General features: G+C 37.9%; 23 protein-coding genes. 4 read left to right on the top strand and 19 right to left on the bottom strand.

What is annotated here, in order from left to right; all coding sequences use genetic code 11:
* From bioC to bioB, 3 genes are read right to left on the bottom strand one after another with little or no spacing between them, the layout of a single operon-like run.
* Nucleotides 1-786, bottom strand: coding sequence for a malonyl-ACP O-methyltransferase BioC (bioC, locus tag QUE72_RS09530; protein WP_286268675.1), 786 nt, complete (start codon nucleotides 784-786; stop codon nucleotides 1-3).
* Nucleotides 776-1,930: an aminotransferase class I/II-fold pyridoxal phosphate-dependent enzyme gene (locus QUE72_RS09525; RefSeq protein WP_286268673.1), complete on the bottom strand. Its 1,155-nt coding sequence runs from the start codon at nucleotides 1,928-1,930 to the stop codon at nucleotides 776-778. Before QUE72_RS09525 ends, bioC begins: the two co-directional genes overlap by 11 nt.
* A gap of 5 nt (nucleotides 1,931-1,935) precedes the next feature.
* Entirely contained in the window at nucleotides 1,936-3,012 is a 1,077-nt protein-coding gene (bioB, locus tag QUE72_RS09520) for a biotin synthase BioB (protein ID WP_074498956.1), read from the bottom strand.
* Between the two features lie 102 nt (nucleotides 3,013-3,114).
* Between bioB and bioA the strand changes: the two genes are divergently transcribed.
* Nucleotides 3,115-4,416, top strand: coding sequence for an adenosylmethionine--8-amino-7-oxononanoate transaminase (gene bioA / locus QUE72_RS09515; protein ID WP_286268671.1), 1,302 nt, complete (start codon nucleotides 3,115-3,117; stop codon nucleotides 4,414-4,416).
* Here the strand turns inward: bioA and QUE72_RS09510 are convergent.
* Nucleotides 4,406-4,774, bottom strand: coding sequence for a hypothetical protein (locus QUE72_RS09510; protein ID WP_074498958.1), 369 nt, complete (start codon nucleotides 4,772-4,774; stop codon nucleotides 4,406-4,408). The genes bioA and QUE72_RS09510 overlap by 11 nt on opposite strands.
* A gap of 146 nt (nucleotides 4,775-4,920) precedes the next feature.
* On the opposite strand from QUE72_RS09510, the gene asnS reads away from it, so the two are divergent.
* Entirely contained in the window at nucleotides 4,921-6,321 is a 1,401-nt protein-coding gene (gene asnS / locus QUE72_RS09505) for an asparagine--tRNA ligase (RefSeq protein WP_286268670.1), read from the top strand.
* Between the two features lie 129 nt (nucleotides 6,322-6,450).
* On the opposite strand, the gene QUE72_RS09500 is transcribed toward asnS, so the two are convergent.
* Nucleotides 6,451-7,005, bottom strand: coding sequence for a nitroreductase family protein (locus QUE72_RS09500; protein ID WP_286268669.1), 555 nt, complete (start codon nucleotides 7,003-7,005; stop codon nucleotides 6,451-6,453).
* Nucleotides 7,002-7,706: an HvfX family Cu-binding RiPP maturation protein gene (locus QUE72_RS09495; RefSeq protein ID WP_286268668.1), complete on the bottom strand. Its 705-nt coding sequence runs from the start codon at nucleotides 7,704-7,706 to the stop codon at nucleotides 7,002-7,004. Before QUE72_RS09495 ends, QUE72_RS09500 begins: the two co-directional genes overlap by 4 nt.
* Nucleotides 7,707-7,907: 201 nt before the next feature.
* On the opposite strand from QUE72_RS09495, the gene sppA reads away from it, so the two are divergent.
* Both sppA and ansA read left to right on the top strand, forming a co-directional pair.
* Nucleotides 7,908-9,767, top strand: a complete 1,860-nt coding sequence (gene sppA, locus QUE72_RS09490; protein WP_286268666.1) for a signal peptide peptidase SppA — start codon at nucleotides 7,908-7,910, stop codon at nucleotides 9,765-9,767.
* Between the two features lie 82 nt (nucleotides 9,768-9,849).
* Complete coding sequence (gene ansA, locus QUE72_RS09485) at nucleotides 9,850-10,857, top strand: asparaginase (protein ID WP_217693825.1); 1,008 nt, start codon at nucleotides 9,850-9,852, stop codon at nucleotides 10,855-10,857.
* Nucleotides 10,858-10,900: 43 nt separating this feature from the next.
* On the opposite strand, the gene QUE72_RS09480 is transcribed toward ansA, so the two are convergent.
* From QUE72_RS09480 to lrp, 13 genes are all read right to left on the bottom strand, one after another.
* Nucleotides 10,901-11,980, bottom strand: a complete 1,080-nt coding sequence (locus QUE72_RS09480; protein ID WP_286268661.1) for an ABC transporter substrate-binding protein — start codon at nucleotides 11,978-11,980, stop codon at nucleotides 10,901-10,903.
* Between the two features lie 68 nt (nucleotides 11,981-12,048).
* Nucleotides 12,049-14,862, bottom strand: a complete 2,814-nt coding sequence (locus QUE72_RS09475; protein ID WP_286268660.1) for a DUF349 domain-containing protein — start codon at nucleotides 14,860-14,862, stop codon at nucleotides 12,049-12,051.
* Nucleotides 14,859-15,170 (bottom strand): YeaC family protein, encoded by a 312-nt coding sequence (locus QUE72_RS09470; RefSeq protein ID WP_286268658.1) that lies wholly within the window; start codon nucleotides 15,168-15,170, stop codon nucleotides 14,859-14,861. Before QUE72_RS09470 ends, QUE72_RS09475 begins: the two co-directional genes overlap by 4 nt.
* Nucleotides 15,171-15,172: 2 nt before the next feature.
* Nucleotides 15,173-15,502, bottom strand: a complete 330-nt coding sequence (locus tag QUE72_RS09465; protein WP_286268656.1) for a zinc ribbon domain-containing protein — start codon at nucleotides 15,500-15,502, stop codon at nucleotides 15,173-15,175.
* Between the two features lie 100 nt (nucleotides 15,503-15,602).
* Nucleotides 15,603-17,081, bottom strand: coding sequence for an alanine/glycine:cation symporter family protein (locus QUE72_RS09460; protein ID WP_074498969.1), 1,479 nt, complete (start codon nucleotides 17,079-17,081; stop codon nucleotides 15,603-15,605).
* Nucleotides 17,082-17,119: 38 nt separating this feature from the next.
* A complete protein-coding gene (locus QUE72_RS09455) occupies nucleotides 17,120-18,247 on the bottom strand; it encodes a M14 family metallopeptidase (protein WP_074498970.1) in 1,128 nt (375 codons plus the stop codon).
* A gap of 68 nt (nucleotides 18,248-18,315) precedes the next feature.
* Nucleotides 18,316-18,795, bottom strand: a complete 480-nt coding sequence (locus QUE72_RS09450; protein WP_286268655.1) for a peroxiredoxin family protein — start codon at nucleotides 18,793-18,795, stop codon at nucleotides 18,316-18,318.
* Between the two features lie 129 nt (nucleotides 18,796-18,924).
* Nucleotides 18,925-20,205, bottom strand: coding sequence for a serine--tRNA ligase (serS, locus tag QUE72_RS09445; RefSeq protein ID WP_074498972.1), 1,281 nt, complete (start codon nucleotides 20,203-20,205; stop codon nucleotides 18,925-18,927).
* A 20-nt stretch (nucleotides 20,206-20,225) separates the two neighbouring features.
* On the bottom strand, nucleotides 20,226-20,627 hold the full coding sequence (crcB, locus tag QUE72_RS09440) for a fluoride efflux transporter CrcB (protein ID WP_139302610.1): 402 nt from the start codon (nucleotides 20,625-20,627) through the stop codon (nucleotides 20,226-20,228).
* Nucleotides 20,611-21,966, bottom strand: a complete 1,356-nt coding sequence (locus tag QUE72_RS09435; RefSeq protein ID WP_286268652.1) for a replication-associated recombination protein A — start codon at nucleotides 21,964-21,966, stop codon at nucleotides 20,611-20,613. Before QUE72_RS09435 ends, crcB begins: the two co-directional genes overlap by 17 nt.
* Nucleotides 21,953-22,621 (bottom strand): outer membrane lipoprotein chaperone LolA, encoded by a 669-nt coding sequence (lolA, locus tag QUE72_RS09430; protein ID WP_286268651.1) that lies wholly within the window; start codon nucleotides 22,619-22,621, stop codon nucleotides 21,953-21,955. The genes QUE72_RS09435 and lolA overlap by 14 nt, the downstream gene beginning before the upstream one ends.
* Nucleotides 22,622-22,625: 4 nt before the next feature.
* Nucleotides 22,626-25,037 (bottom strand): DNA translocase FtsK, encoded by a 2,412-nt coding sequence (locus QUE72_RS09425; RefSeq protein ID WP_139302612.1) that lies wholly within the window; start codon nucleotides 25,035-25,037, stop codon nucleotides 22,626-22,628.
* 159 nt (nucleotides 25,038-25,196) lie between these two features.
* Complete coding sequence (lrp, locus tag QUE72_RS09420; protein ID WP_074498976.1) at nucleotides 25,197-25,676, bottom strand: leucine-responsive transcriptional regulator Lrp; 480 nt, start codon at nucleotides 25,674-25,676, stop codon at nucleotides 25,197-25,199.
* Between the last annotated feature and the right edge of the window lie 12 nt (nucleotides 25,677-25,688).

Below are 25,688 nucleotides of genomic sequence, written 5' to 3'. Positions count from 1 at the left end.
TTACGCCTTTAATTTGACCATTAGGCCGGAAAATACGTGATAAGTTGCGGGGAAAATATTGTCTTGTTCTACAAACTGCGCGTAAGCAGTCATCATCTTTTGCCACTTTTCTTTACCAGCTAAACCACGATTCGATTTTTCAGGCACATGATTAGCGCCTAGCCCTTTCAACTCTCTAGCTAAATGAAGTACGTTTTCGTATTCAAGCACTACAGGTTTATCATGAAATTCCAATAATTTAGCATTCGGTATATCAAAACAATTTTTAAGCTCTTGTAATGATTTAAAATCAATAACATGGCGATCATTGTCGACAGCTTTCCAAGATGACTTTAACTCGTGTAATGTGCCATCTAATAAGGTGGAAAACACAAATAATCCACCAGGCTTTAACACCCGTAATACTTCTTTAAGTACTAATTCTAGCGGATCGCACCATTGGATCATTAAATTTGAATACACAAGATCAATAGATTGATCTGCAATAGGCAAATGATAAGCGTCACCTTCTAACCATGTGATCATTTTATTTCGGTTATTGTGTGCGTATGACAGCATCTTTGCAGAAATATCCACGCCAATAACATGTTGATACTTTGCCGCTAAAATATCGGTAAAAAATCCAGTACCGCAGCCTAAATCAAGCACCGTAATATCATGCCTTTTGGGTAACCAAGGCATTAAATTTTTACCACTAAAACGCTGTAATCTTGCAGAAATATCGTAAGACTGGCTTGCCGAACCAAATGATTTAGCTATATTATCGCGTTTACTTTTATCGATCATTTTTTCCTATAACCTTATTTACGCATTCTGCTAAGTATTTGATATCTTGTTCTTTATGGGATGAGGTTATGGTAACGCGTAACCTAGAGCTGCCCTTTGGAACCGTTGGTGGACGAATCGCACTTAGCCATATTCCGTATTGTTTTAATGTTTCAGCGCTTTGCATTGCTAATTGTTCACTACCCAGCACTAATGCATGAATTGAAGATGCCGTTGGCAACAATGTTATCTGCGTATTTAACGATTGCTTAAGTAGCTGACTTAAATGCGCTATCTTTTCCCTACGCCATGATTCACTGATCACTAACTCGATACTTTTTGCCGTTGCCCATGCAATAGCCGGAGACATCGCTGTCGAATAGATATAATGGCGAGAAACATTAACTAAATACTCGTATGTATAATTATCACAAGCGATAAATGCCCCACTTGTTGCTAAAGCCTTACCAAACGTTGCCATAATAATATCTATATCATTACTTACGCTGCTACTGCCTTGCCCTTCATTACCGGTAATACCGATACTGTGCGCATCATCAATATACAATTTAGCTTGATGTTGTTGAGCAACTTTTGCTAACGCGTTAATATCAGCACCATCACCATCCATGCTAAAAATACCTTCTGATACAATAAGGTGATCACGGTAAGAAGAGGTGTTTATTAAGTTATTCAGTTGCTGATAATCATTATGTAAAAAGCGCTTAACTTTCGCTTGTTGTGAAAAAGCGCCATCAAGTAATGAAGCATGAGACAGTTTATCTAACCAAATAGCAGCACTAGGCTGGGCAAATGCATTCAACGAGGCAAAGTTGGCCGAAAAACCACTATTAAACAACAAACATTTATCTTTGTTTTGCCACTGACAAATTACATTTTCGAGGTATTGATGGGCATAATTGAATCCAGTTAATAAGCTAGAACCACTGGAGCATACACCATATTTTTCAGCACCTTCATTTAATGCCGCATTGATTTTAGGGTGATGATTTAACCCCAAGTAATCATTCGATGAAAAGTTAAGATATTGTTTGCCGTTATGCACCAAATGTCGCGCATTTTGCTGTTCAATCAACACTCGTTGACGGTAAAGGTGCTGTTCCTTTCTTGTCGCTAAGTGCTGATCAATAAAATCGAATGCCATTTACGCTATTTCGCTGCGTTATAAAATAAACTGTCACTCTCTTGTTCAGCGACTTGCGCTTGTAATACTTGTGCTTCCACTTCTTCATCAACATTATTTGCGACTGTTTCAGTGTTGATACCAAGTTTATTAAATAGCGCAATATCAGCATTAGATTCAGGGTTACCAGCTGTTAGCAATTTACAACCATAGAAAATTGAATTAGCCCCTGCTAAAAAGCATAGTGATTGCATTTGTTCATTCATGGCATCACGGCCAGCAGATAAACGTACATGGCTATTTGGCATCATAATACGTGCAACCGCAATACAACGAATAAAATCAAAATTATCAAGATCTTCAACATCAGAAAGCGGTGTGCCATCAATTTTTACTAACATGTTAATGGGAACACTTTCTGGTTGCGGCGATAAATTAGCAAGTTGTGCTAATAACGATGCACGATCCGTTGCTTTTTCACCTAATCCAACAATACCGCCACTACACACCTTCATTCCAGCAGAACGAACATTACTCAATGTATCAAGCCTGTCTTGATAACTTCGAGTGGTGATTATTTGATTATAGTGTTCTGGTGAAGTATCAAGGTTGTGATTGTAATAATCTAACCCTGCTTCTTGTAATTCACTGGCTTGATCTGAAGAAAGCATGCCTAAAGTCATACAGGTCTCCATACCTAACTTCTTAACACCTTTTACCATTTCAACGACATAGGGCATATCACGTTCTTTAGGGTTTCGCCATGCCGCGCCCATACAGAAACGCGTTGACCCTTGCTCTTTTGCTTTTTCAGCAGCTTCCAGTACTTTTTCAACTTCCATTAATTTTTCTTTTTCAATGTCCGTTTTGTAACGGGCACTTTGCGAACAGTATTTACAATCTTCTGGGCATGCACCTGTTTTAATAGACAACAAGGTACTCACTTGTACTTCGTTTGGATTAAAATGTTGTCGATGAATACTTTGTGCGTAGAACATTAGATCGTTAAAAGGCAGATCAAATAACGCATTTACTTCAGCGTTTGACCAGTTATGCCTAAGTTGCCCTAATTCGAAATTAAGTGCCGAATTCGCTTTTATCATGAAAAATTGCCTGCTGTTGAGTGTTTGCAACGATAATTGAATACGGGTAGTCTATGCACCACCATGAACTTGTCAACAAATTCCTGCACACTACGTTTACTAATGATTAATAATTATACTGATCTTGTTACTTTTGATAAAAAACATGTATGGCACCCTTATACTTCGATGAGCAACCCACTACCTTCATACGTAGTAGAACGTGCTGAGGGTGTAAATATTCAACTAAAATCTGGTGAAACATTAATAGATGGCATGTCATCATGGTGGTCTGTTTTACATGGCTATAACCGACCAGAGCTAAATAAAGCGATAACCGAACAATTAGATAAAGTAGCCCATGTTATGTTTGGTGGTTTTACGCATGAACCCGCTATTACTCTAGTAGAAAAGTTGGTATCGCTGACACCTGATGGTCTAGAAAAAGTGTTTATTTCTGATAGTGGCTCTGTTGCGGTAGAAGTAGCAATAAAAATGTCGCTTCAGTATTGGCAAAGTAAGAAACAAGCAAACAAACATAAATTGATGACGGTACGTAATGGCTATCATGGTGATACATTTGCTGCTATGTCTGTGTGTGATCCTGTTACAGGTATGCATCAAATTTTTGATAAAGTATTGATGAAAAATATCTTTGCTCCTGCTCCTACCATTATGTTAAACGATTCATGGGATGATAAAGAGACTGAACAACTCGAATTTCTGTTTGCTAACCATCATCATGAATTAGCGGCATTTATTATTGAGCCTATTGTACAAGGTACGGGAGGCATGCGCTTTTATCACCCCAATTACCTCAAAAAAGTTCGACAATTATGTGATAAATACCAAGTACTGTTTATTGCTGACGAAATTGCGACTGGCTTGGGGCGCACCGGTAAACTATTTGCTTGTGAGTGGGCTGATATTTCACCTGATATTATGTGTTTAGGAAAAACCTTAACCGGTGGTTATTTATCGTTAGCAGCAACACTTTGCACCACTAACATCGCGGAAACAATTAGTAATGGTGAAGCAAGCTGTTTTATGCATGGGCCAACTTTTATGGGAAATCCACTGGCATGCAGCGTCGCCAATGTTAGCATTGATCTTCTATTGCAAAATAACTGGCAGGCGCAAGTTAAACAAATTGAGTCTTGGTTTAACCAAGCGATTAAGCCTCTAGGTGAAAATAAACGAGTCAAAAATGTACGAGTTTTAGGTTCAATAGCAGTAGTAGAAACACACCAAAGTGTTAATGTAGCAACAATACAACAACATTTTGTAGAGCAAGGTGTTTGGATCCGCCCTTTTGGCAAGCTGATTTATATGATGCCGCCACTTATTATTACTCAAGAACAAATAGAAACGCTAATCAATGCGATAGCATCGGCACTACCTCATGATAAGTTCTTTAACGACTAAGTTGGAAGACGATATACACTGTCCAAGCAATTGATACGATAAACAATAAAAAAATATTAAATCTTGTGTTATCGGATTTTCTTCTACTACGAAACTTATGGATGATAAGCGCGAAATAACTTAGTAAGGCGCTTATCCATAATAAAATATATAAATAACCCGTTAACGGCGTTAACCAAAACTTTCTGACTGATATCCCATGATAGCGTAAAACGCCAAATTCATTATCAGGGGCAGCGTAATATGAAACGATAAGGGCAACAATAAAAACAGCCCATGCAACTAAGGTTAATATCTGAATGGTTTTTAACCAAACATCTGAATGAACTCTTCGTTCTTGGCCTAAAAAACGACTCATTGGCTTATTATTTCCTTAAAACCATATGCTATAGCGATAAAATCGTGCCGTAGTGCAAGTTTTTACTTGTGAAACCTAATGATCACGGTAACATATCAGCCCTTAAATTAAGAACAAGTTTTTTACTCATAAAAGAGGTTTGATAAATGTCAGTTATCGCTATTTCTGATGTGTTAGCAGGTAAATTTCCTGTTGATAAAGAGATTTCTGTGCATGGTTGGATCCGTACCAGACGTGATTCTAAAGCAGGAATTTCATTTTTAGCCATCCATGATGGTTCATGTTTCGATGCTATTCAGGCTATAGCGCCAAATAATTTAGATAATTATCAAGATGAAGTTTTAAAATTAACCGCAGGTGCGGCTGTTAAAGTAACAGGAACTTTAGTGGAATCTCCGGGAGAAGGTCAATCATTTGAAATTCAAGCAACTCAAGTAGAAGTGCTAGGTTTAGTGGACGATCCAGATACCTACCCAATGGCTGCTAAACGTCATTCTATTGAATTTTTACGTGAGCATGCGCACTTACGTCCTCGTACGAATATTGGCGGTGCCGTTACCCGTGTAAGAAACTCGTTAGCACAAGCGGTTCATCGTTTTCTACATGAAAAAGGCTATATGTGGATCAGCACACCACTTATTACTGGTAGTGATTGTGAAGGTGCTGGCGAAATGTTCCGTGTTAGCACGCTTGATATGGAAAACCTACCTAGAACAGATAAAGGTGATATTGATTACGCTGAAGACTTCTTCGGTAAAGAAACCTTTCTAACTGTTTCTGGTCAGTTAAACGTTGAAACATACTGTTGCGCGTTATCAAAAGTGTATACCTTCGGTCCAACTTTTCGTGCTGAAAATTCCAATACTAGCCGACATTTAGCGGAATTTTGGATGGTTGAACCAGAAATTGCTTTTGCTGATTTAGCAGATGCAGCTACTTTAGCGGAAGAAATGTTAAAGTACGTGTTTAAAGCATTACTTGAAGAACGTGCTGATGATATGGCTTTCTTCCAACAACGCGTTGATAAAACCGTGATAGATCGTTTAAATGCTGTGATCAATAAAGACTTTGTTCGTATGGATTACACTGACGCAATTGATATTCTACAAAACTGCGGTAAAACCTTTGAAAACCCAGTTTCATGGGGTGTTGATTTAAATTCAGAGCATGAGCGCTATCTTGCAGAAGAACATGTGGGTGGCCCGGTAGTACTTCAAAATTATCCAAAAGATATTAAATCATTTTATATGCGTTTAAATGACGACGGAAAAACCGTTGCAGCAATGGATATTTTAGCACCAGGTATCGGTGAAATTATCGGTGGTAGTCAACGTGAAGAACGTTTAGATGTACTTGATAAACGTATGGGCGAAATGGATTTAGATCCAGCGGATTACAGTTGGTACAGAGATTTACGCCGTTATGGTACAGTACCTCATTCAGGTTTTGGTTTAGGGTTTGAGCGTTTAGTTGCTTATGCAACCGGCATGCAAAACGTAAGAGATGTAATCCCTTTCCCACGTACGCCTAACAACGCGTCTTATTAAGTTAGTTATTGTTCTATTGAAAAGCCACTTGTTAAACAAGTGGCTTTTTTTAGTTTCAAATAAAATATTAAGGGGTCATTAAGAAGATCACCATGAGTTTATCTTTCAAACATATCACCTAACAGTATTCTACCCATTAATTATTCGAACCCGATCTTCAAAATATCGTTCAGGTTTTACTGGCATGTCTTTGGCTTTCGTACCGATATAAAGAAAGCCTGCAATATCATTATGTAATGTAATATTGAGTGACGATTTAACATCGTTGTTAAACGCCAAATCTCCTGTACGCCACATTGCACCATATCCGAGTGAAAATGCTGCCATTTGCATTGCATGAACGACACAACCAGCGGTGATCAACTGCTCTTTTTCAGGTACCTTTTCATGAGGTTGGTAATCAGTACTAACCACAACAACCATCGGGGCACGAAAAGGCATTTTAGCTACTTTATCTATCTTAGCTTGCTCTGCTTTTTTTAATGTCATTGCCTTTACAAATGCACGACTAAGTTTACTAAGGCCTTCGTCGGTATACACAGAAATAGTGAACGGTTTTAACGCTCCATGATCAGGTATTCTCATGCCTGCCGTTAAAATAGTATGTAATTCATCATTGTTTGGTGCCGGCATTGTCAGTGATGGATCAGATTGACGGTTTAGTAGCAGCTCAATTGCATTCATAAAGTATTGTTCAACTGTAATTTAGGTTTGAGCCAGTAAGTATAAAGGTAATAGTCGGCACTAGTAAATCGTCCACCGCCAATAAATAGCAACGCAAGCAACATAATAAAATACGTAGCCGCCAGTTCTATGCCGTTATTCATTACGCCAATATTGCCTTTTTCAAATAACCAATCTGTATTGCCATTTTCTGCTAAAATTTCGCGCATTTTATTAAGTCGTACATATACTTGGTCGCTGTTTTCTAAACTTCTTTGAGCGGCATCAATACCTAGCCAGTCAAGCACATTCGCTGTACTTACCGCAGAATTACTGGGTGCAACGGCAAACCAACCATGTTCAAGGTGTACCGTGGTTGCCGCAACAACCATTGTAAACATTAGTGGAAGAGTAATAAGCCGAGTGAATAATCCGATAAGTAGCATCCATCCACCTAAAAACTCGGTCCATGCGGCAAGGTTGGCTAATACCTCAGCATATGGTAGCCCTAATCCCCATTCTGCGTTGCTGAACCAATTAACGACATTGTCACTTGCTAATAAAATTTCAAACCCTGTAACATCAGGATCAGACAAGTTTAACTTACTAAAACCTGCAATAATCATAATCGGTGCTAAAAACAGCCTCAATAACAGCGCTGGTATGCCATTAAACCAATATAACTTACTAATACTTTTTTGATAGAGCGCAATAATATTCATAATTTCTCACACAAATCTTTAATATTATATAGAACGTTTTTTATACTAAACCCTTTCATGCCTTATCCTCTTATATTCATATTAAAAGAAAAACATGAAAAACGGCGCTTTATTCAACATTATTTACAATTTGCACTACTTAAACGATAGATATTCTTATAGCATATAAACATGTATTGCATTATTTAAGATTAAATATTTATGAGTGATAAACACCCTAGCGCTATTGTTAGGATCAGCAAAAGCTTATTTCAGTTACTAAACATTTCCCGAAAAATTATCGTTAATGTTGTCTTCTTTTTAGTATTATTTATTGTTGTCATTATTTTCACCAATGATGAGGCTGAAGTTATTGTGCCTAGCAAAGCTGCATTAGTGTTAAATATAGAAGGCGATGTTGTTGAACAAAAAGTTGAAATTGATCCACTAGATGCCTTTTTAGCTGAGGCTACCGATCAACCTAATGATCGACCAGAGGTATTATTACAAGATGTATTAGATGCAATCTCTACCGCGAAAGAGGATGATCGTATTCAAATGATCGTCTTAAAATTAGCTAAAATGTCTAGTGCAAACATTACAAAAGCAAGAATGATTGCTAAATATATACAAGACTTTAAAACCACAAGTAAAAAGGTAATTGCTGTTGGTGATCAGTTCACTCAAGATCAATATTACTTAGCCAGTTACGCTGATGAAATTTGGATGAACCCTAATGGGTGGTTACTACTTGATGGTTACGGTCGCTATCAAACATATGTTAAATCAGCCTTTGATAAATTAGCAATTTCACAGCATGTATTTCGTGTTGGTACCTATAAATCTGCAGTGGAGCCTTTTATTCGTGATGATATGTCACAAGAAGCAAAAGAAGCCAATCGTCTGTGGTTATCGCAGTTATGGTCTCAATATAAAACAGACGTAGCAGCTCAACGAGAATTTAGCATTGATAACTTTGATGAATCTATTGATATTTTGCTTGATAAACTCGAAAAAGCCGATGGTAAAATTGCGCAATACGCACTAAATAATCACTGGGTAGATCAACTAAAAACTCACGATGAAATAAATGAAGCTCTACTAACTATGGTTGGCGGAAACTCACGCGGAAATTTCAATCAAATAGGCTTAAATCAATATCTTCGAGCAACAACATCAATGGTACCGATTGGACAAGGTAATACAGAAAAAGTCGCTGTTATTGTGGCTAAAGGGACCATTTTAGACGGTGAACAACCTCCTGGCACTATTGGTGGTGATACGTTAGCAAAATATTTGAAACAAGCGCGATTAAATCATCACGTTAAAGCTGTTGTACTCAGGGTTGATAGCCCAGGAGGCAGTGCATTTGCCTCTGATATAATACGCCATGAAATAGATCTACTTAAACAAGCAGGTAAAACCGTTGTAGCTTCGATGGGAGCTTATGCTGCATCTGGTGGCTACTGGATATCAGCGCCTGCTGATGCCATTGTTGCATCCCCTACTACTATTACCGGCTCTATTGGCATTTTTGGCTTTTTTATGACCTTTGAAAAGTCATTAGAAAAACTAGGCATTTTCACAGATGGTGTTGGCACAACTGATTTAGCAGGCTTTAGCATTGCTCGTCCTCTTAATGATAAAGTAGCTCAAGTTTTTCAACTCGGTATTGAACGAGGTTATCAAGATTTTATTGCCTTAGTCGCTAAACATAGAAATATGTCTTTACAAGAAGTTGATAAAATAGCACAAGGACGTGTATGGTCAGGTATACAAGCACAACAATTAGGCTTAGTTGATGCCCTTGGTGATTTAGACGATGCTATTTCACTTGCTGCTGAACTTGCAAATTTAACGAATTACGAAACAATGTTAATTGAAAAAGTAAGGTCAACAGAGGAACTTTTTTGGCAAAATATTTTTACTGAAACACGTGCTTTTTTACCTACACAAACCAAGCAAACACCTGATCAGCTACAAATATTATTAAACCATGTGAAGCAAGAACTAATGGCTGTTTCAACGTTAAACGATCCACAAGGTATTTATGCTAAATGCATAGCATGTGAGCTAAATTAGCCAATAAATTTACTTTACTATAATTAATGCCTCCGATATTTATTCTTTCACGGGGGCACTAACCATTGACGCACTCAACATTATGAAGAAAAAAATTTATATCGCCTATACTGGCGGCACCATTGGTATGAAGACAAGTGAACAAGGTTATATACCCGCTAAAGGGCATTTAATAGAGTCTATTCAAAATATGCCTGAATTTTATCGTGAGGAAATGCCAGAATTCACTTTAAAAGAATACCATCCTTTAATCGATTCATCGAATATGACACCAAGTGATTGGCAACGTATAGCTGATGATATTGCAGAGAAATATCAAGAATATGATGGTTTTGTTGTCTTACACGGTACTGACACCATGGCCTATACTAGCTCCGCTTTATCTTTCATGTTTGAAAATTTATCAAAGCCCGTTATTGTCACTGGTTCACAAATTCCGTTCAGTCAATTACGTTCAGATGGACAAGTGAATCTTTTGAATGCCCTTTACATTGCAGCAAACTACCCGATTAATGAAGTCGGCTTGTTTTTCAATAACCGGTTGTTTAGAGGAAACCGCGCTATAAAAGCTTACGCTGATGGCTTTAATGCTTTTGATTCCCCTAATATGCCTCCTTTACTAGAGGCTGGGATAAACATAAAAATTGTCGCCGGTAGCATTGCCTCTGGATCTACAGATACAGTAAAGATGACAAGGATCACTCCTCAGCCTATCGGTGTTGTACATTTATACCCGGGTATCAGTCATGAGTTAATCGCCAATGTGATACAACAACCAGTAAGAGCACTTATTGTTCGAAGTTATGGCGTAGGTAATGCTCCACAAGATGAGCGCTTACTAGCCCTACTTTCTGATGCCAATGAACGAGGCATTATTGTGGTTAATTGTAGTCAATGTATTAAAGGTCGAGTGAACATGGAAGGATATGCAACGGGATCAGCTTTAAGTCGATGCGGAGTTATCAGTGGACAAGACATGACATTAGAAGCAACGCTAACAAAATTACATTACTTGTTAAGTCAATCATTAACGAACGAGCAAATTAAAGGTTTATTCATTAAAAACCTACGTGGTGAATTAAGTGATTAATTCACCCATATTAATAAAATAGTAACCATACTAATACGTGAAACTACTGGTGCAATGAAGTTAAAATATGATGAAAAGAGAAGTCATAACTTGTCTTTTCATTATTGACTAACGAAAACAGAGAAAAATCTACCTGCCGCCAGTCTACCTTGTTAGTTAATACTTTGTATTGTTCAATATTATCACGTGTTATTGCTTCGAGATCGTAGGTTTTGCCGAGGTCGCCTGGTTTAAAAAAAGATTTGCCATTATGGTGATCGTAAAGCTTAATAAGCGCCCAGGCTGTTTGCATGAAATGACCTCCAACGCTAGCCGCAATACGCCCATTTTCAATTTCTTTCAAACCTTCTTCTGTCCAGTCTACCCCACCAATAATCATGTTAGTATTTAAGCCTTTGTAACCACTATCAATTGAATCTAAAACCCCCAATGCCATACCATCAGAAGCAGCCCATGCGATATCTATATGACCAAATCTAGCATTGAGTTGAAAGATAATATTTCTACTTCGTTCCCTACTCCAAATAGCAGGTACAACTTGGACTAAAGATACAAAGTCAGTTTCTGCAATTGCTAATTCTAATCCTTGTGTGCGTTCGTTCGACTCACCACTAAAACTTCCCGCTAAACCTATTGCGACAATGTTTTTGTTTGGCTGTTGTTTCTTTGCTGCTTTTATCAGCTCATCAGCGAGTAATCGCCCTGCAAACACATTGTCGTGAAACACTTCTCCAAGCCAATAAGAAAATTTTTGCTGGGGAAAGCCGATCATTGCTTGTTCATGTGTTTTTAAGGTTCGTTCGATGGTCACAAATGGAATTTTAGCATGTTCGAGGCGCTCAAATGTATTAACGGCATTGCCATCATAGGGCATGAAAATAAGATAATCTGGTTTGTTATCTGCCGCAATTACTTGTTCGATGGCTTTAAAATTATAGATGCGGTTATCTTTACCGTAAACAATTGTAAGGTTAATAGAAAGGTCTTCTGCCGCAGCTTTTGCTACGGCAGTCACTCTATCCCAAAATGGTGTGCCAGGTACTGAAGGGTTTACGAAAGTAACATTAATGGCAAAACAACTAAAATGAATCAGCCCGATGAAAAAGAGTAAAAACAATTTCATGCTATCTCCCCTTTAAACTCTTTTTAACTATAGCAGGAAAATAAGAGTTCAATGGGAAGGCAAGTTATTTAATCAGTATTGAATGTGCTGCTATTTAAAAAAGCTGGCTTGATACGAGTTAATAGTGGAACATCTTCTTCAATTAGTTTTCCAAGTGACAACCATTGGCTAAATAACAGCTCAATGTCAGTCATATTTTTTAATGTCATTTTTGCTTGCATAAGCGCAACTTGAGCTTGTAATTTTTGACTCGCATCAGCTTCTGCTGAATCGAGATCAGCCAGCACTTCAATAGCAAACGTTTTTTCTAAACGCTGTTCATTGTCGCGTTCAGTTGCAGTCACGCAAGTTGTTATTTTCTTTTTCCAACTATTAGTCAATGTCTCAAAAGTGTTGTTAGGCATTTCTTCACCTTTGGCAATAGCCGTTAGCAATTCAAATACTACTTGCCAATGTTCCTGTTGTTGGTGCTCTTTAATTTTTTCACGTTGCTTTGTTAATTGAGTAATAGCACTCTCTATTGAAGTACTTACTTTTTTAGCAATATTTTGTTGCTTAGACTCTTCAGCCAACAATGTAAGTTGTTTTATACCGGCGGTTATAGATGTAATTTCGTTACTACAGTGGTGAACGATAGCTTCAACTTGCTCCTTAATCTGATTAACTTGTTGTTTAGCTTGTTCATCAGCTTGGGCATTGTCAGCAGATTTGCGTGCAAATATTTCATCGTTTACTTGCCTAAACTGTTGCCATAATTTATTTTCTGCATCGTGACCACTAAAGCCAATTTTTTTCCATGAATTCTGTAAAGATTTTGCTTCATTAGCCGCTTGATTTATATCCGCTAAGTTTTGCAACTCTTTGGCTTTAGCAATCAACGTTAATTTGGCATGTTCATTGTTCTGATATTGTGAACTTAATGCTTGATTTAAAGGTGAAACTACACGGTTAAATTCACTGTTTAATTGCTTGTATTTTGCTCGCTCTACTTGACCAGCTTGACGCCATTTTTGCATTAATGTGCGTAATGAGCTTGCAACGGCTTTATCTATTTCAGCGTTTAAATCTGTTGCACTGACTAATTGCTTAGCTTGTTCAATGAAACTTAGTCGCGCAGCGTAGTTTCTTTCTCTTATCGCTTCTTGCTCTGCAAAATATGTACGGCATGGCTCGAATGCAAGCTCACAATATTCATTAAATTTTGTATTTAATGCTTGTTCTAGCGTGTCATCAGCATGCCCTAAACTATTCCATTGTTGACGAAACATTTTCACTTTATCAGCTTGTGCTTTTGGATTATCTAAAGGTTGTTTTGCCAGTTGTTCAACGTCTGATAATAGTGCTTGCTTTTTAGGGGTTGAAACATAATGTTCCCAATCATTTAGCTCGGCTAATTGCTCTTCAACAGTTAAATATAATTTTGATAAACGAGCTTGTTGCTTCTCCTGTAACTTTTCGAACATCGTTTTGGCACCTTTAAAAACACCAAAAGCAGCATTGTATTTACCTATGTGGATCAAGTGCTTTGTATCGTTCAGTTTTCGTTGTGTATGTCTAAAGTCAGATTCACGTTGTTTTTTAAACGGCGCAATTGCTTGTTGCCATTTAGTATTAATTTCTTGATAAGCTTCTGTGACATAATCAGGTAGATAATCAGATGCCTGTTGATAACATTTTTTCCAGTTAGCTAGCCAATCATAATATTGCGGCACAAGCGCATCGTATTGCATAATAGATTCAGGCACTGCCTTTTGTGAGAACGATGCTATTAGCTGTGTTGCCTGTGCGTTGGCTTCAATAATGTCTGAAATTCTGTCTAACCTTTGGCTAATCACTTGTAAATTTTGTTGCAAGGTTTTTTGTTGATTAATCGATAATTGACTGCTTTTTAATTCAGTAATTAACAACGCTGTTTGCTGTGTAATTTCTTCAACTTGTTCAGTGTTTTCATTTAAAATAACATCATGAAGCTGATTTTTTAATGTTTGAACTGCTTCTGAAAACGCTTTGTGCTCTGCAATGCGATTTAACTCTTGTTGTTTGATTATTTTCTGCTGCTCAAATGCTTCTGCATTCGCACGTTGTGCATGTATTACTTGTTGGCTGATTTCTTGGTATTTAGCAGCCAATACTTCTTGTTTCGCTGAAGATAAACAATCAAACTGTGCTCTTAAAGTTAACCATTGACCATCGTAGTCATGTTGTTTATCAAGAAGTAGTTGATATTCTTTTTCATCTTTAAGGGCTAAATATTTTGATAACAATAATTGGCAAGACTTTTCGAGTTTATTGGGGAGCTCTTGCTGAGCTTTTAGTGTTGATATACGTAAAGCAATCTTTTGCTCAATACCTTCGGTACAAGAATACTTAACCAGTTTTTCTAGTTGTTCAATGGTTAATTTATCATCAAGTAACGCTTGTTGTATTTTAGGCTGCTGATGATGTTTAAACACAGAGGTAAGTAATTGTGGCTTATCTATACGTTTAAAAAGTGTATTGATCATCTCTGGATCAGATTCAGTTTTTAACCAATGCTCCAAGATGCCTTTATTCATACGAACATCATTAATAAGTTGATGTTTGCATTCGATAGATAACGCGTTTGAAGACGACCCCATAAGTTGTTTCTCAAGTTGTGCTTGAGAAAACTTACGTATCGATGCCATATCATTATCATGTGCAGCAGCTAGATACACAAAAATATTATCTATTTTAAGTAAAGCTGTTCGTCTGACTAGGTCACTTGGATCTTGCTGAATAAGTGTATTTAGAATGTCATGTTCCGTGTCATTATCAACACTTAATTCATTTTCTATTGCTTGTATGCGTACATTAGCATTTTTATGTTGCCAATTCGCTTTGAAAAACCGATCAAATATCATTGTGTTTTAAACCTAGCAATTTCTAACTCGCTTTTATCACAAGATTGAATTTCTTGTGGTGAATACCCAGTAAACTCTTCTTTTAATTGGCGCTTTGTTTTATTGATAATTTGACCATCAGCCCCAACAGATAACATTTCACCAGAATTAAGATGCTTTGCTTGATATGCCATTGAAAGTTGTAATGCAGATTTTCGTTGCGCATCGTCTACAAGATTACCTTCAGGCCACTTACCTGTTTCTGCGGCATATCTGAGTCGTTCGTACATTTCAAATGGCATACTCTCTACAGCCGTCAAAATATCCATGATTACTTTCTTCTTCTTTTTAGCAAAATTAGTTGTATACGTGTTGCGATGTACATAAAAAAGCCGATGATAACGGCGCCAACAGAGATGTAAAACTCAGTAGTACCCAATTGAACATTTTGCGAGTAATAATATAAAAAACCACCACAAAACAGTAACATTGCGATGAACGAGTATGTCGTTATCCGCTGGGATTTTTTGATAAAATTTATCTTTTGCATAGTAGCAAATTTTTCTTGATCAAAGTCTTCTAGCTCTAAAGCGCAATGAGGACAAACTTTTGCTTTATCAGAAATTTTTTTATTACACTGTGGGCAGTTGATTACAGCCATTTTCTACTCCCTATATTTAATCTAAGGTATTCTACAAAAAAACGCCCCGAAAGGCGTTTTTTATTTTTAATTATCTTACTAATTTTAAGCGAATAAACAATTACTTTCTATTTTCCCAAAATTCAGCATTTTTGATGTCAAGTGCTTTTGGATCAAAGGTATATTTTTCTACACCCTCTTTTTGCTGTCTTTCGTAATCTCTTAATGCCTTTATCGCAGGTTTAGACATAAAGAAAATAATGATTATACCAACAATATTAAGCCATGCCATCAAGCCTACACCTATATCACCCATTCCCCAAGCAGCATTTGGTTCAGCGACGGTACCATAAAATACAGCGCACATAATAACGACTTTTAATAGAAAACGCAGTGCAGGCATTTTAACGGTGCGATTAATATATGACACATTGTTTTCAGCAATGAAGTAATAAGCAAGTACCGTAGTAAATGCGAAGAAAAACAATGCTAAAGCAATAAACGGTTTACCAATGCCTTGAAGCACGCTATCAACTGCTAACTGAGTAAAACCAGGGCCATTAATCACAACATCTGCTGAAACATTTTGTACGATAAACACACTGCTACCTTCCGGCATAACATTGTACTGTTGAGTAATTAAGATCATAAAGGCCGTTGCAGAACAAACAAACAATGTATCTATATAAACTGAAAATGCTTGTACTAAGCCTTGCTGTGCTGGGTGATCAACTTCAGCTGCAGCTGCAGCATGAGGACCTGTTCCTTGACCTGCTTCATTTGAGTAAACACCACGTTTTACCCCCCAACCAATTGCAGCACCAAAGCCAGCCATTGGTGTAAAAGCATCAGAAATAATACTCATAAAAATGCCAGGTAACATATCAATATTTAACGCAATAATTGAACATGCAATTAATATGTAGGCTAATGCCATGAACGGGACAACAATCTGTGTGAAACTTGCTATACGCTTAACACCACCAAAAATAATGAAACCAAGCATTAATACAATAAATACCGCGGCATATACTTTCGTTAATGGTAATTCGCCCATGAATGAGTTAACCGTGCCACCTTCGCCAAATACATTAACGAGTGAATCACCGATACCATTCGATTGCACAACAGGGAGCAATAAGCCACATGCAACAATTGTCGCTAACGCAAATATCCAAGCGTACCATTTTTGCCCCATCGCTTTTTCAAAGTAATAAGCTGGACCACCACGATAAACGCCGTTTTCTTCTTCTTTGAAAATTTGCGCGCTAGTTGACTCAACATATGCAGTCGCAGCGCCTAAGAAGGCAACAACCCACATCCAAAATACAGCACCTGGCCCGCCAAAACCTATAGCCGCTGCAACACCGGCAATATTACCAGTTCCCACGCGACCAGATAAGGATACTGCCAGTGCCTGGAAAGACGAGATCCCTTTTTCTGAACTTTTCCCTGACATTAATAAGCGCCACATTTCTCTAAAATGGCGTATCTGTGCAAAACGTGTTAACACTGAAAAGAAAATACCCGCACCTAAACATAAATAGATAAGGTAAGAACTCCAAATGTAACTGTTAAGCGTATTAACAAATTGTTCCACTGCAAACTCCTGAAATTATTATAATTATTAAATTTTTATTATCTTAAATCATCAACAAGATGATAGATAGCCGTTAATACATCTTTACCCAATATTCTACTACGGTTATCTGACCAGCCCATTTCTGTATCTGGTAGCAATATATTATCTTTAAAAGGCATTTCTAGTGTGTATGCTAAACAATTAAATTGCTCACCCACCCAGTTAGATCCTAAGCTTAAGTTCGCTTTTCCAGGTTCATCTTTTTCGTAACCTTTATCATCTTGAAACTCAGGTGTAATAGCAAGCAAGATATCTTTAAAGGAGTTTTCTAATTTTGCTAATCGCTCATCGTATGACGGAATGCCTTCACCACCTGCAACGAAGTTATAAGGTAGGGCTTCGTCACCATGTATATCTAAGTGCATATCAACGCCGGTAGCCAGCATTTTTTCACGGACTAGGTATACTTCTGGGCTATTTTCCATCGTTGGGTTGTCCCATTCACGATTTAGGTTTACCCCTGCAGCGTTCGTTCTTAAATGTCCTCTAACTGAACCATCAGGATTCATATTTGGTACAAGATAAAAAACAGCGGTATTTAATAGACTAACAGCTACACCATCATCAATGTCGAGCAGTCGTTCTATAAAGCCTTCCATGAACCATTCAGCCATGGTTTCGCCAGGATGTTGGCGAGCGGTTAACCAGATAACTGGCTTACCTTCTGCTTCTTGCCCTACTTTTAAAACACTAATATCTCGGCCATCAAGCGTATGACCAAGTAACTGTAACTGACAGGCGTCGCTCAATTGTGCGTTATGTATTAATGACTGGTGTCGGTCATAACTATATGGAGCAAAATACGCAAAATATGTGCTATCAAATTCTGGAGTAAAGGTGATGGTTAAATTTTGCCCATCAAATTGGGTTGGTACACGGAACCAATGCTCTCGGTCATAGGAGGCTACGGCTTGGTAATCTTGCCAGCCTTCAACATAAGCTGCTTGGCCTGCATTGGTAATATGAAAAATATGTTCGGTATGTTCATTATTATGAACGTTGAAATGAAACCATTGATAAAACTCAGAATGATTATCTTTTTTTATTGCCAACTTAATATCTTTAATATTGGTGGCATCAATAACGTCAATGTTTCCGCTATCGAAATGTGAAGAAATGTGCATCGTTCGATTTAGCTTTGTTGATTTTATGAAACCCTAAGTGTACACAATCAAGCGTAAGATCAGAAGAACTAAAGTGATCTAATATAAAGACCTATTTCCGTTGAATATCCCATTGATTTAGAAATAACAGTATTTTGTTCATCTATAATGTAATAACTTGGATATCCGAGCACTTTGTATGCTTTTTTAATAGATTCATTACCGTATGCAACGGGGAACGTTAGTTGATGACGACTGACAAAACGATCAACTTCCTCTTGTTCGATGAAGTCTAAACCAATTGCAATAACATCGATATGTGGATTTTTTTCATAAACGGCTTGAAGGTTGCCAATACTTGCGTGGCAAACACTGCACCAAGGAGCAAAGAAATAAAGTACTGTTTTTTTGGTAGGAGTTAACGAAACTGTTTGCCCTATTGTTGTTTCAAGTACAAATTGCTCCGATGCCATCGAGGTATCAGTAGAAAGCATATCAATTTGCTTGATAAACGACAAAAACTGAAAAATAAGAAAAAATACAATAATTTGTATAGCTATACTTTTCAAAAAAAACTCCAACCAAATATGTGTTAGGCTTAAGTAGACCTTGTATGCTGTAACATAATTTCTTTAAAAGCAAAAAAGGGGTCAGGTACATTTAATAAATTGTACCTGACCCCTTTTATAAAGTATCTCTTAGCCGATTTTGGTTGCGCCTTTCATGTATGGGCGCAGCACTTCTGGTATTTCAATGCTGCCGTCAGCTTGTTGATAGTTTTCAAGTACCGCTACCAGTGTACGTCCAACCGCTAACCCAGAGCCATTTAATGAATGCAACAATTCAGGCTTATTGGTTTCACTATTACGAAAACGTGCTTGCATTCTACGTGCTTGGAAATCTCCCATATTTGAACACGAAGAAATTTCACGATACGTATTTTGAGCCGGTAACCACACTTCAATGTCAAAGGTTTTCGTCGCACTAAAACCAATGTCTCCTGTACATAAAACGACTGTGCGAAAAGGTAAACCTAGTTTTTCCAGTATCTTTTCAGCATGGCCGGTTAATTCGTCTAACGCTTTCATAGACTCAGAAGGTTTTACAAGTTGCACCATTTCAACTTTATCGAATTGATGTTGACGGATCAAACCACGAATATCGCGACCTGATGATCCCGCTTCACTTCGAAAACAAGGTGTATGGGCACACATTTTAATCGGCAAGGTATTTTCGTCGACTATTTCATCACGAACTAAATTAGTAAGTGGTACTTCAGCTGTTGGGATCAATGAAAATTGTCTTGATGCTAAATCAGTATGGAATAAGTCTTCACCAAATTTAGGTAACTGCCCTGTTCCATATAATGAGTCATGATTAACTAAGTAAGGTACATACATTTCTTCGTAGCCATGTTCTTCAGTATGCACGTCTAACATAAATTGTGCTAATGCACGGTGTAACTTTGCAATACCGCCACGCATGACAGCGAAACGTGTACCGGCAAGCTTTGCACCACTTTCAAAATCTAAGCCTTTATCAAGTGCAGTTGCTAAATCAACATGATCTTTAACATCAAATTCGAACGTCTTAGGGGTTCCCCATTTGCGAACCTCAATATTATCGTCTTCACTTTCACCCATAGGTACTGATTCATCAGTTAAATTAGGTATCGCAGAAGCAATGTCATTAATTTGCGCCAATACCTTTTCTTGCTCTTGTTTCGCCGCTTCTAGTTCATCGCCAAGTTTACCAACCTCTGCTAATAAAGGCTGAATGTCTTCGCCGCGAGCTTTTGCTTGGCCAATGGACTTAGAACGGGTATTGCGTTGACTTTGTAATTCTTGTGTTTTGACTTGTATCGCTTTACGTTGTTCTTCTAACTGCGTTAATAAAGCGGTATCTAAAGTAAAACCACGTTTTGCTAATATAGCTGCTGTTGCCGCTACGTCTGTTCTTAAATATTTTGCATCAAGCATTGTTCATTCACGTCTAAAGTTTATTTGTGTAAAAGAGTAACTAAATACATACCTAAACCAGCTGCTAATATACATAAGCTGACATTAAGTAGTACATTGATTATGGCTTTCATTATTTCGCCTTGTTGCATTAAGAGCAAGGTATCGAGCGAAAATGTTGAAAATGTTGTGAAGGCTCCTAAAAAACCAATTCCGATAAGTGTGCGATAAACGCTCACTTCGATGACACCTTGTTCTATTAAACCGTATAAAGTGCCCATGATCAACGAACCGGAAATATTAACCGCCAACGTGGCAAAAGGGAATCCCTTTCCTAACCAATTAAAGATTAATTGCGAAAGAAAAAATCGGAAACTTGCACCAGCGGCACCACCTAATGCAACTAATGCGTATAAGGTGACTTGATTAATAGCGCTGGTCATCTGACTGCCCGTTTAATTGTTGTAAAAATGCTAACTTATCTTTTAATTGCTTTTCTAAACCACGATCAGTAGGTTGATAAAAACTCGTATGGCAAATTTCAGGTGGAAAATAATTCTCTCCGGCAGCAAATGCGTTCGGCTCATTATGCGCGTAGCGATATTCTTGCCCGTGACCAAGCTCTTTGGTAATGCTACTGGTTGAATTTTTTAAGTGTAAAGGAACATCTAATGAGCTGGTTTCTTTAGCCAACGATAATGCTTGTTTAAACGCGGAATATACTGCATTGCTTTTTGGTGCTAAAGCCATATATACGGTAGCTTGAGCGATTGCTCGTTCACCTTCAGCTGGACCCACTCGTTGAAAGGTATCCCAGGCATTAATTGCTAACTGCATTGCTCTTGGATCGGCGTTTCCAATATCTTCACTTGCTATCGCCAGTAATCTTCTTGCCACATATAACGCATCACCACCGCCAGTTAGAATACGAGCATACCAATACAAGGCTGCATCAGGGTCTGATCCTCGTACCGATTTATGAAATGCGCTGATCAAATCATAAAAGGCATCGCCACCTTTGTCATATAACGCAATTTTATTACCAGCAACTTGTTTTATGGTAGCTAGAGTGATCTCAATTGTATTTTTATTTGGCTCAGCTAGATCAATACAGTTTTCAAGCAAGTTTAATAACCTTCGCGCATCACCATCTGCTAATAGTACAAGTTGTTTTGCTGATTTTTCGGGTAATGAGACTGACAATGTTTTTGTTTGTAAAATATGTGCTAACGCACGTGATAACACTAATGAAAGTTCCTGCTCAGACAGTTTTTTTAAGTTGTATACGCGCGCCCGTGATAAAATGGCTTTATTGAGTTCAAAGGCTGGGTTTTCTGTTGTAGCGCCAATAAAAATAATAGTACCGTCTTCAATGAAGGGTAAAAAGGCGTCTTGCTGGCTTTTATTAAATCGATGAACTTCATCAACAAATAAAATAGTACGTTTATGCTGATGAATGGCTCTCGCTTTTGCATCATCAATAGCTTGTCTAATTTCTTTTATCCCACTCGTGACCGCAGAAACTCTAGCGATATCTGCATTTGCATGAGTTGCAATAATTTCAGCTAAGGTCGTTTTACCTGTCCCTGGCGGCCCCCAAAAAATTAAAGAATGACACTTACCTTGGCCAATAGCTTGATGAAGTGGCATTCGCGGAGCGAGAATATGTTGCTGGCCGACATATTCATCCAAAGTACGAGGACGAAGCTGTGCTGCTAGCGGCTGAAATTCATGTATTTTATCGTCAAAGCCGAGCGCTAACTCGCCATTAGCGTTGGTCATCTAAATACACACCTTCAGGCACTTTAAATTGAAAGAGTTCCGCGTCTATTTTACTCTGACTATCCACCTCTGACAGAACTATATCACTTACTTGCCCCGTGGCGTCAGTAATCGTGAATTGTTTAATATTGACGGATGTTGGTTCAAAGGTAATCGAAAGAGATTGTACTTGGGCATTATCGTCAATAGAAGATAGCGTAAAATGCATATCAGACTGCTTAATTACCTGATATTGAGCCCATAGTTGGTCATCATCACTGGTCAGTAACAAAATGGGTGTGTTGGCAATAGAATCTTGTAAACTATAAGCGGTGGCTTGCTCAATAAAAGGATCAAATAGCCACAATGATTCACCGTCAGAGACAATCAACGATTCTTCGGGTTGCTTCGTATGCCAATACACTAAATTAGGTTTTTGTACTGCAAGTTTACCTGTTGTACGTTGCAGTTCGGTACCTGCACCATCACTAACTTGTTGAGCAAAAGCTGCTGAAAAATGCTCTAGCTTCGCTAGACGTGTTTTTAGTAATTGTTTATCTGACATTTCACTGTGGGTATTTTTTATGACAACTGTTTGTTCTGCCACAACATAAGTACTGCCAGTAGAGAATAAGCTACCAGCAAGCACTAGGTTGATTAATGATTGATACTTCATAAAATTAATCCTTAATTGGAGGTGGTGCTAATACTTCACGCGCACCATTTTGGCCTGGCATACTCACTACGCCTTGCGCTTCCATATCTTCAACAATACGAGCCGCTCGGTTATAACCAATTCTAAATTTTCGTTGAATACTAGAAATCGACACGCGTCGGGTTTCTGTGACAAACGCTAATGCTTCATCATATAATGCATCAAGCTCTGCGTCTTCACTCGCTTCGGCTTGTTCACTCGGTAATAACACATCTTGCTCACCTTGACCTGATAGAATATCTTCTATGTAGTCTGGCTCTGCGCGTGATTTCCAGTCAGACACAACAGCGTGTACTTCATGGTCATCAACAAATGCACCATGAACACGCATAGGAATTGCTTCACCAGGGGGTAAATAAAACATATCACCCATACCAAGTAATTGTTCAGCACCTTGCTGATCTAAAATAATACGTGATTCAATTCTTGATTGAACCCTTAGCGCCATACGCGTAGGTATATTCGCTTTAATTAATCCTGTTATTACATCTGCTGAAGGACGCTGAGTAGCTAAAATTAAATGAATACCCGCAGCCCTTGCCTTTTGCGCAATACGTGCAATTAACTCTTCTACTTTTTTACCAACAATCATCATCATGTCAGCAAATTCATCAACAATGATAACAATAGAAGGCAGCTTTTCTAATGTCGGTGGAGTTTGTGTAAATGCATCGGTCGGTTGCCATAATGGGTCAATCATTGGCTCGCCAGCTTCTATTGCTTTACTTACTTTATCATTGAAGCCTTTAAGGTTTCTTACGCCTAACTTAGACATTAATTGATAACGACGCTCCATTTCACCAACACACCAACGCAAGGCGTTAGCGGCTTCTTTCATGTCAGTTACGACCTCAGAGAGTAAATGAGGTATTCCGTCATACACTGACAACTCTACTTGTTTTGGATCAATCATGATCATACGTACATCTTGTGGTGGTGACTTATACAAGATACTAACAATCATTGTATTAACGGCAACTGACTTACCTGAACCTGTTGTACCAGCAACTAATAAGTGTGGCATTTTAGCAAGATCAGCCACTACAGGGTTTCCTGAAATATCGCTTCCGATCCCCATCGCTAGGTTAGATTTAGATTTCTTAAACGCATCACAATGTAACACATCTGCAAAAAACACTGTTTCACGATATTTATTTGGTAACTCAATACCAATAACTGACTTACCTTCGATAACTTCAACTACCCGTACTGATTTAGCTGATAATGAACGAGCAATATCTTTGGAAAGGTTCGTTATTTTGCTTACTTTAACCCCTGGGGCTAAATCTAATTCAAAACGCGTGATCACAGGACCTGGTAATACGTCAACTACATCAGCTTTAACGCCAAACTCTAAAAGCTTCTCTTCTACTAAACGACTGACTTGATCAAGTTCATCTTGCGATATTGGGTGTTGTTTCTTATTAGGTTTATCTAATAACGATAAAGGTGGTAAACCAACATCTTTTACTTTGTTCGAGTGTTCGTCTACTTGATCAGTGGAGCTAGTAGGTTCTTCAACATGTATTTGATCTACTGGTTCTAATGCAGCGGTTATTTCTTCCGCACTAACGTGCTCTTGTACATTAATCGCGAGTGGTTCACCCATTAAGTCATCAATTGACACATAAGGTTCATTATCACGAAATGGTATGTCGTCTTTACTTTCAGCAAAAGGCTGTTCTGTGTTACTTGCTGTAATGCTGTCTAGATTAGCGAAAGGCTGAGATTCTTCTTCTGGCTCATTGTCGTATTCTTCAAGAGGTTGGTCTGTGGTTAATACAACAGAATTGTTATCTGAATAACTTACACCAGAAGTAGGCGTTTCTTGCATAGAAGCACTGAACTTGTCTTTTATCCAAGCGGGCAAATCAGCTAATGCAATTACCCCATTAATTGTGTGTTCACCTAACAAGTCAATTAAACGTATCAGAGATAAGCCAGTTAATAATACAAAACCCGTGGCTAAACACATTAAAAACAGTAACGTACTACCAACAAAAGATAAATAAGGTAAAACCCCTTGGCTTATTACATCACCAATGATGCCACCGGCAGAAAAGTAAAATACATCATCAAAATTCATGCTTGCGATGGCAGTTATACCAATAAAAAACATGATGAAGCCAATAAATTTAAGCCCTAAGGTTAGATAGTCAATCTGCATCAATTTATAATATTTTTGAAACGTTAGCCATCCAGTTAATGCAATGACAAAAGGCAAAATATAAGCAACGGCGCCAAATAAATTTAAAAATAAATCAGAAAGAAAAGCCCCTACTGCACCGCCTAAGTTACGTATATCATTCTGATACCCTGTTTGCGACCAACCAGGGTCTGCTGGGTCAAAACTGTATAACGCGATCATCATAAACATGGCAAAAACACACGACACCAACAACCCTGCTTCTAACAGTCGTTGAATACCATTTAGTTTACTGTTTGGCGCTACTTGATCTGACAATCTACTTTCCTTTTTACAAAACTTCTTTTTATAACCGCTAAAATACCAAACTAAACGAGCTAGATAAATGGTTTATCGCTTAATTGGTAGGATATTCGTCAATTTTACTTCTTCCATGACAACATAAGTTCTACTTTCACTGACAAATGGAAGTTTTAATAGTGTATCGCCAAGTAATTCTCGATAAGCTGCCATATCTGACACACGTGTTTTTAACAAAAAATCAAAATCACCTGAGACTAAATGACATTCTTGAATCACATCAATTTCTTGCACTGCCTTAGAGAAATCATCAAATACATCAGGACTGGTTCGTGTCAGGGTAATTTCGACAAACACTAATAAGGCTGCTTCTAACTTTTGTGGGTTAAGTGTTGCTTGGTAGCCGATAATATAATTGTCAGACTCTAATCGCTTAACCCTTTCCAAACATGGTGTAGGACTAAGGCCAACCCTTTTAGACAGTTCTACATTAGAAAGCCGACCATCTCTCTGTAATTCAGATAGAATGTTTTTGTCGATACGATCAAGTTTTTTCTCATTGTCAGCCATTTCTTTATATTT

This window comes from Thalassotalea hakodatensis, assembly GCF_030295995.1.
In the GTDB taxonomy this organism is placed as follows: domain Bacteria; phylum Pseudomonadota; class Gammaproteobacteria; order Enterobacterales; family Alteromonadaceae; genus Thalassotalea_C; species Thalassotalea_C hakodatensis.
This window is presented reverse-complemented; position numbering and strand designations above follow the sequence as displayed.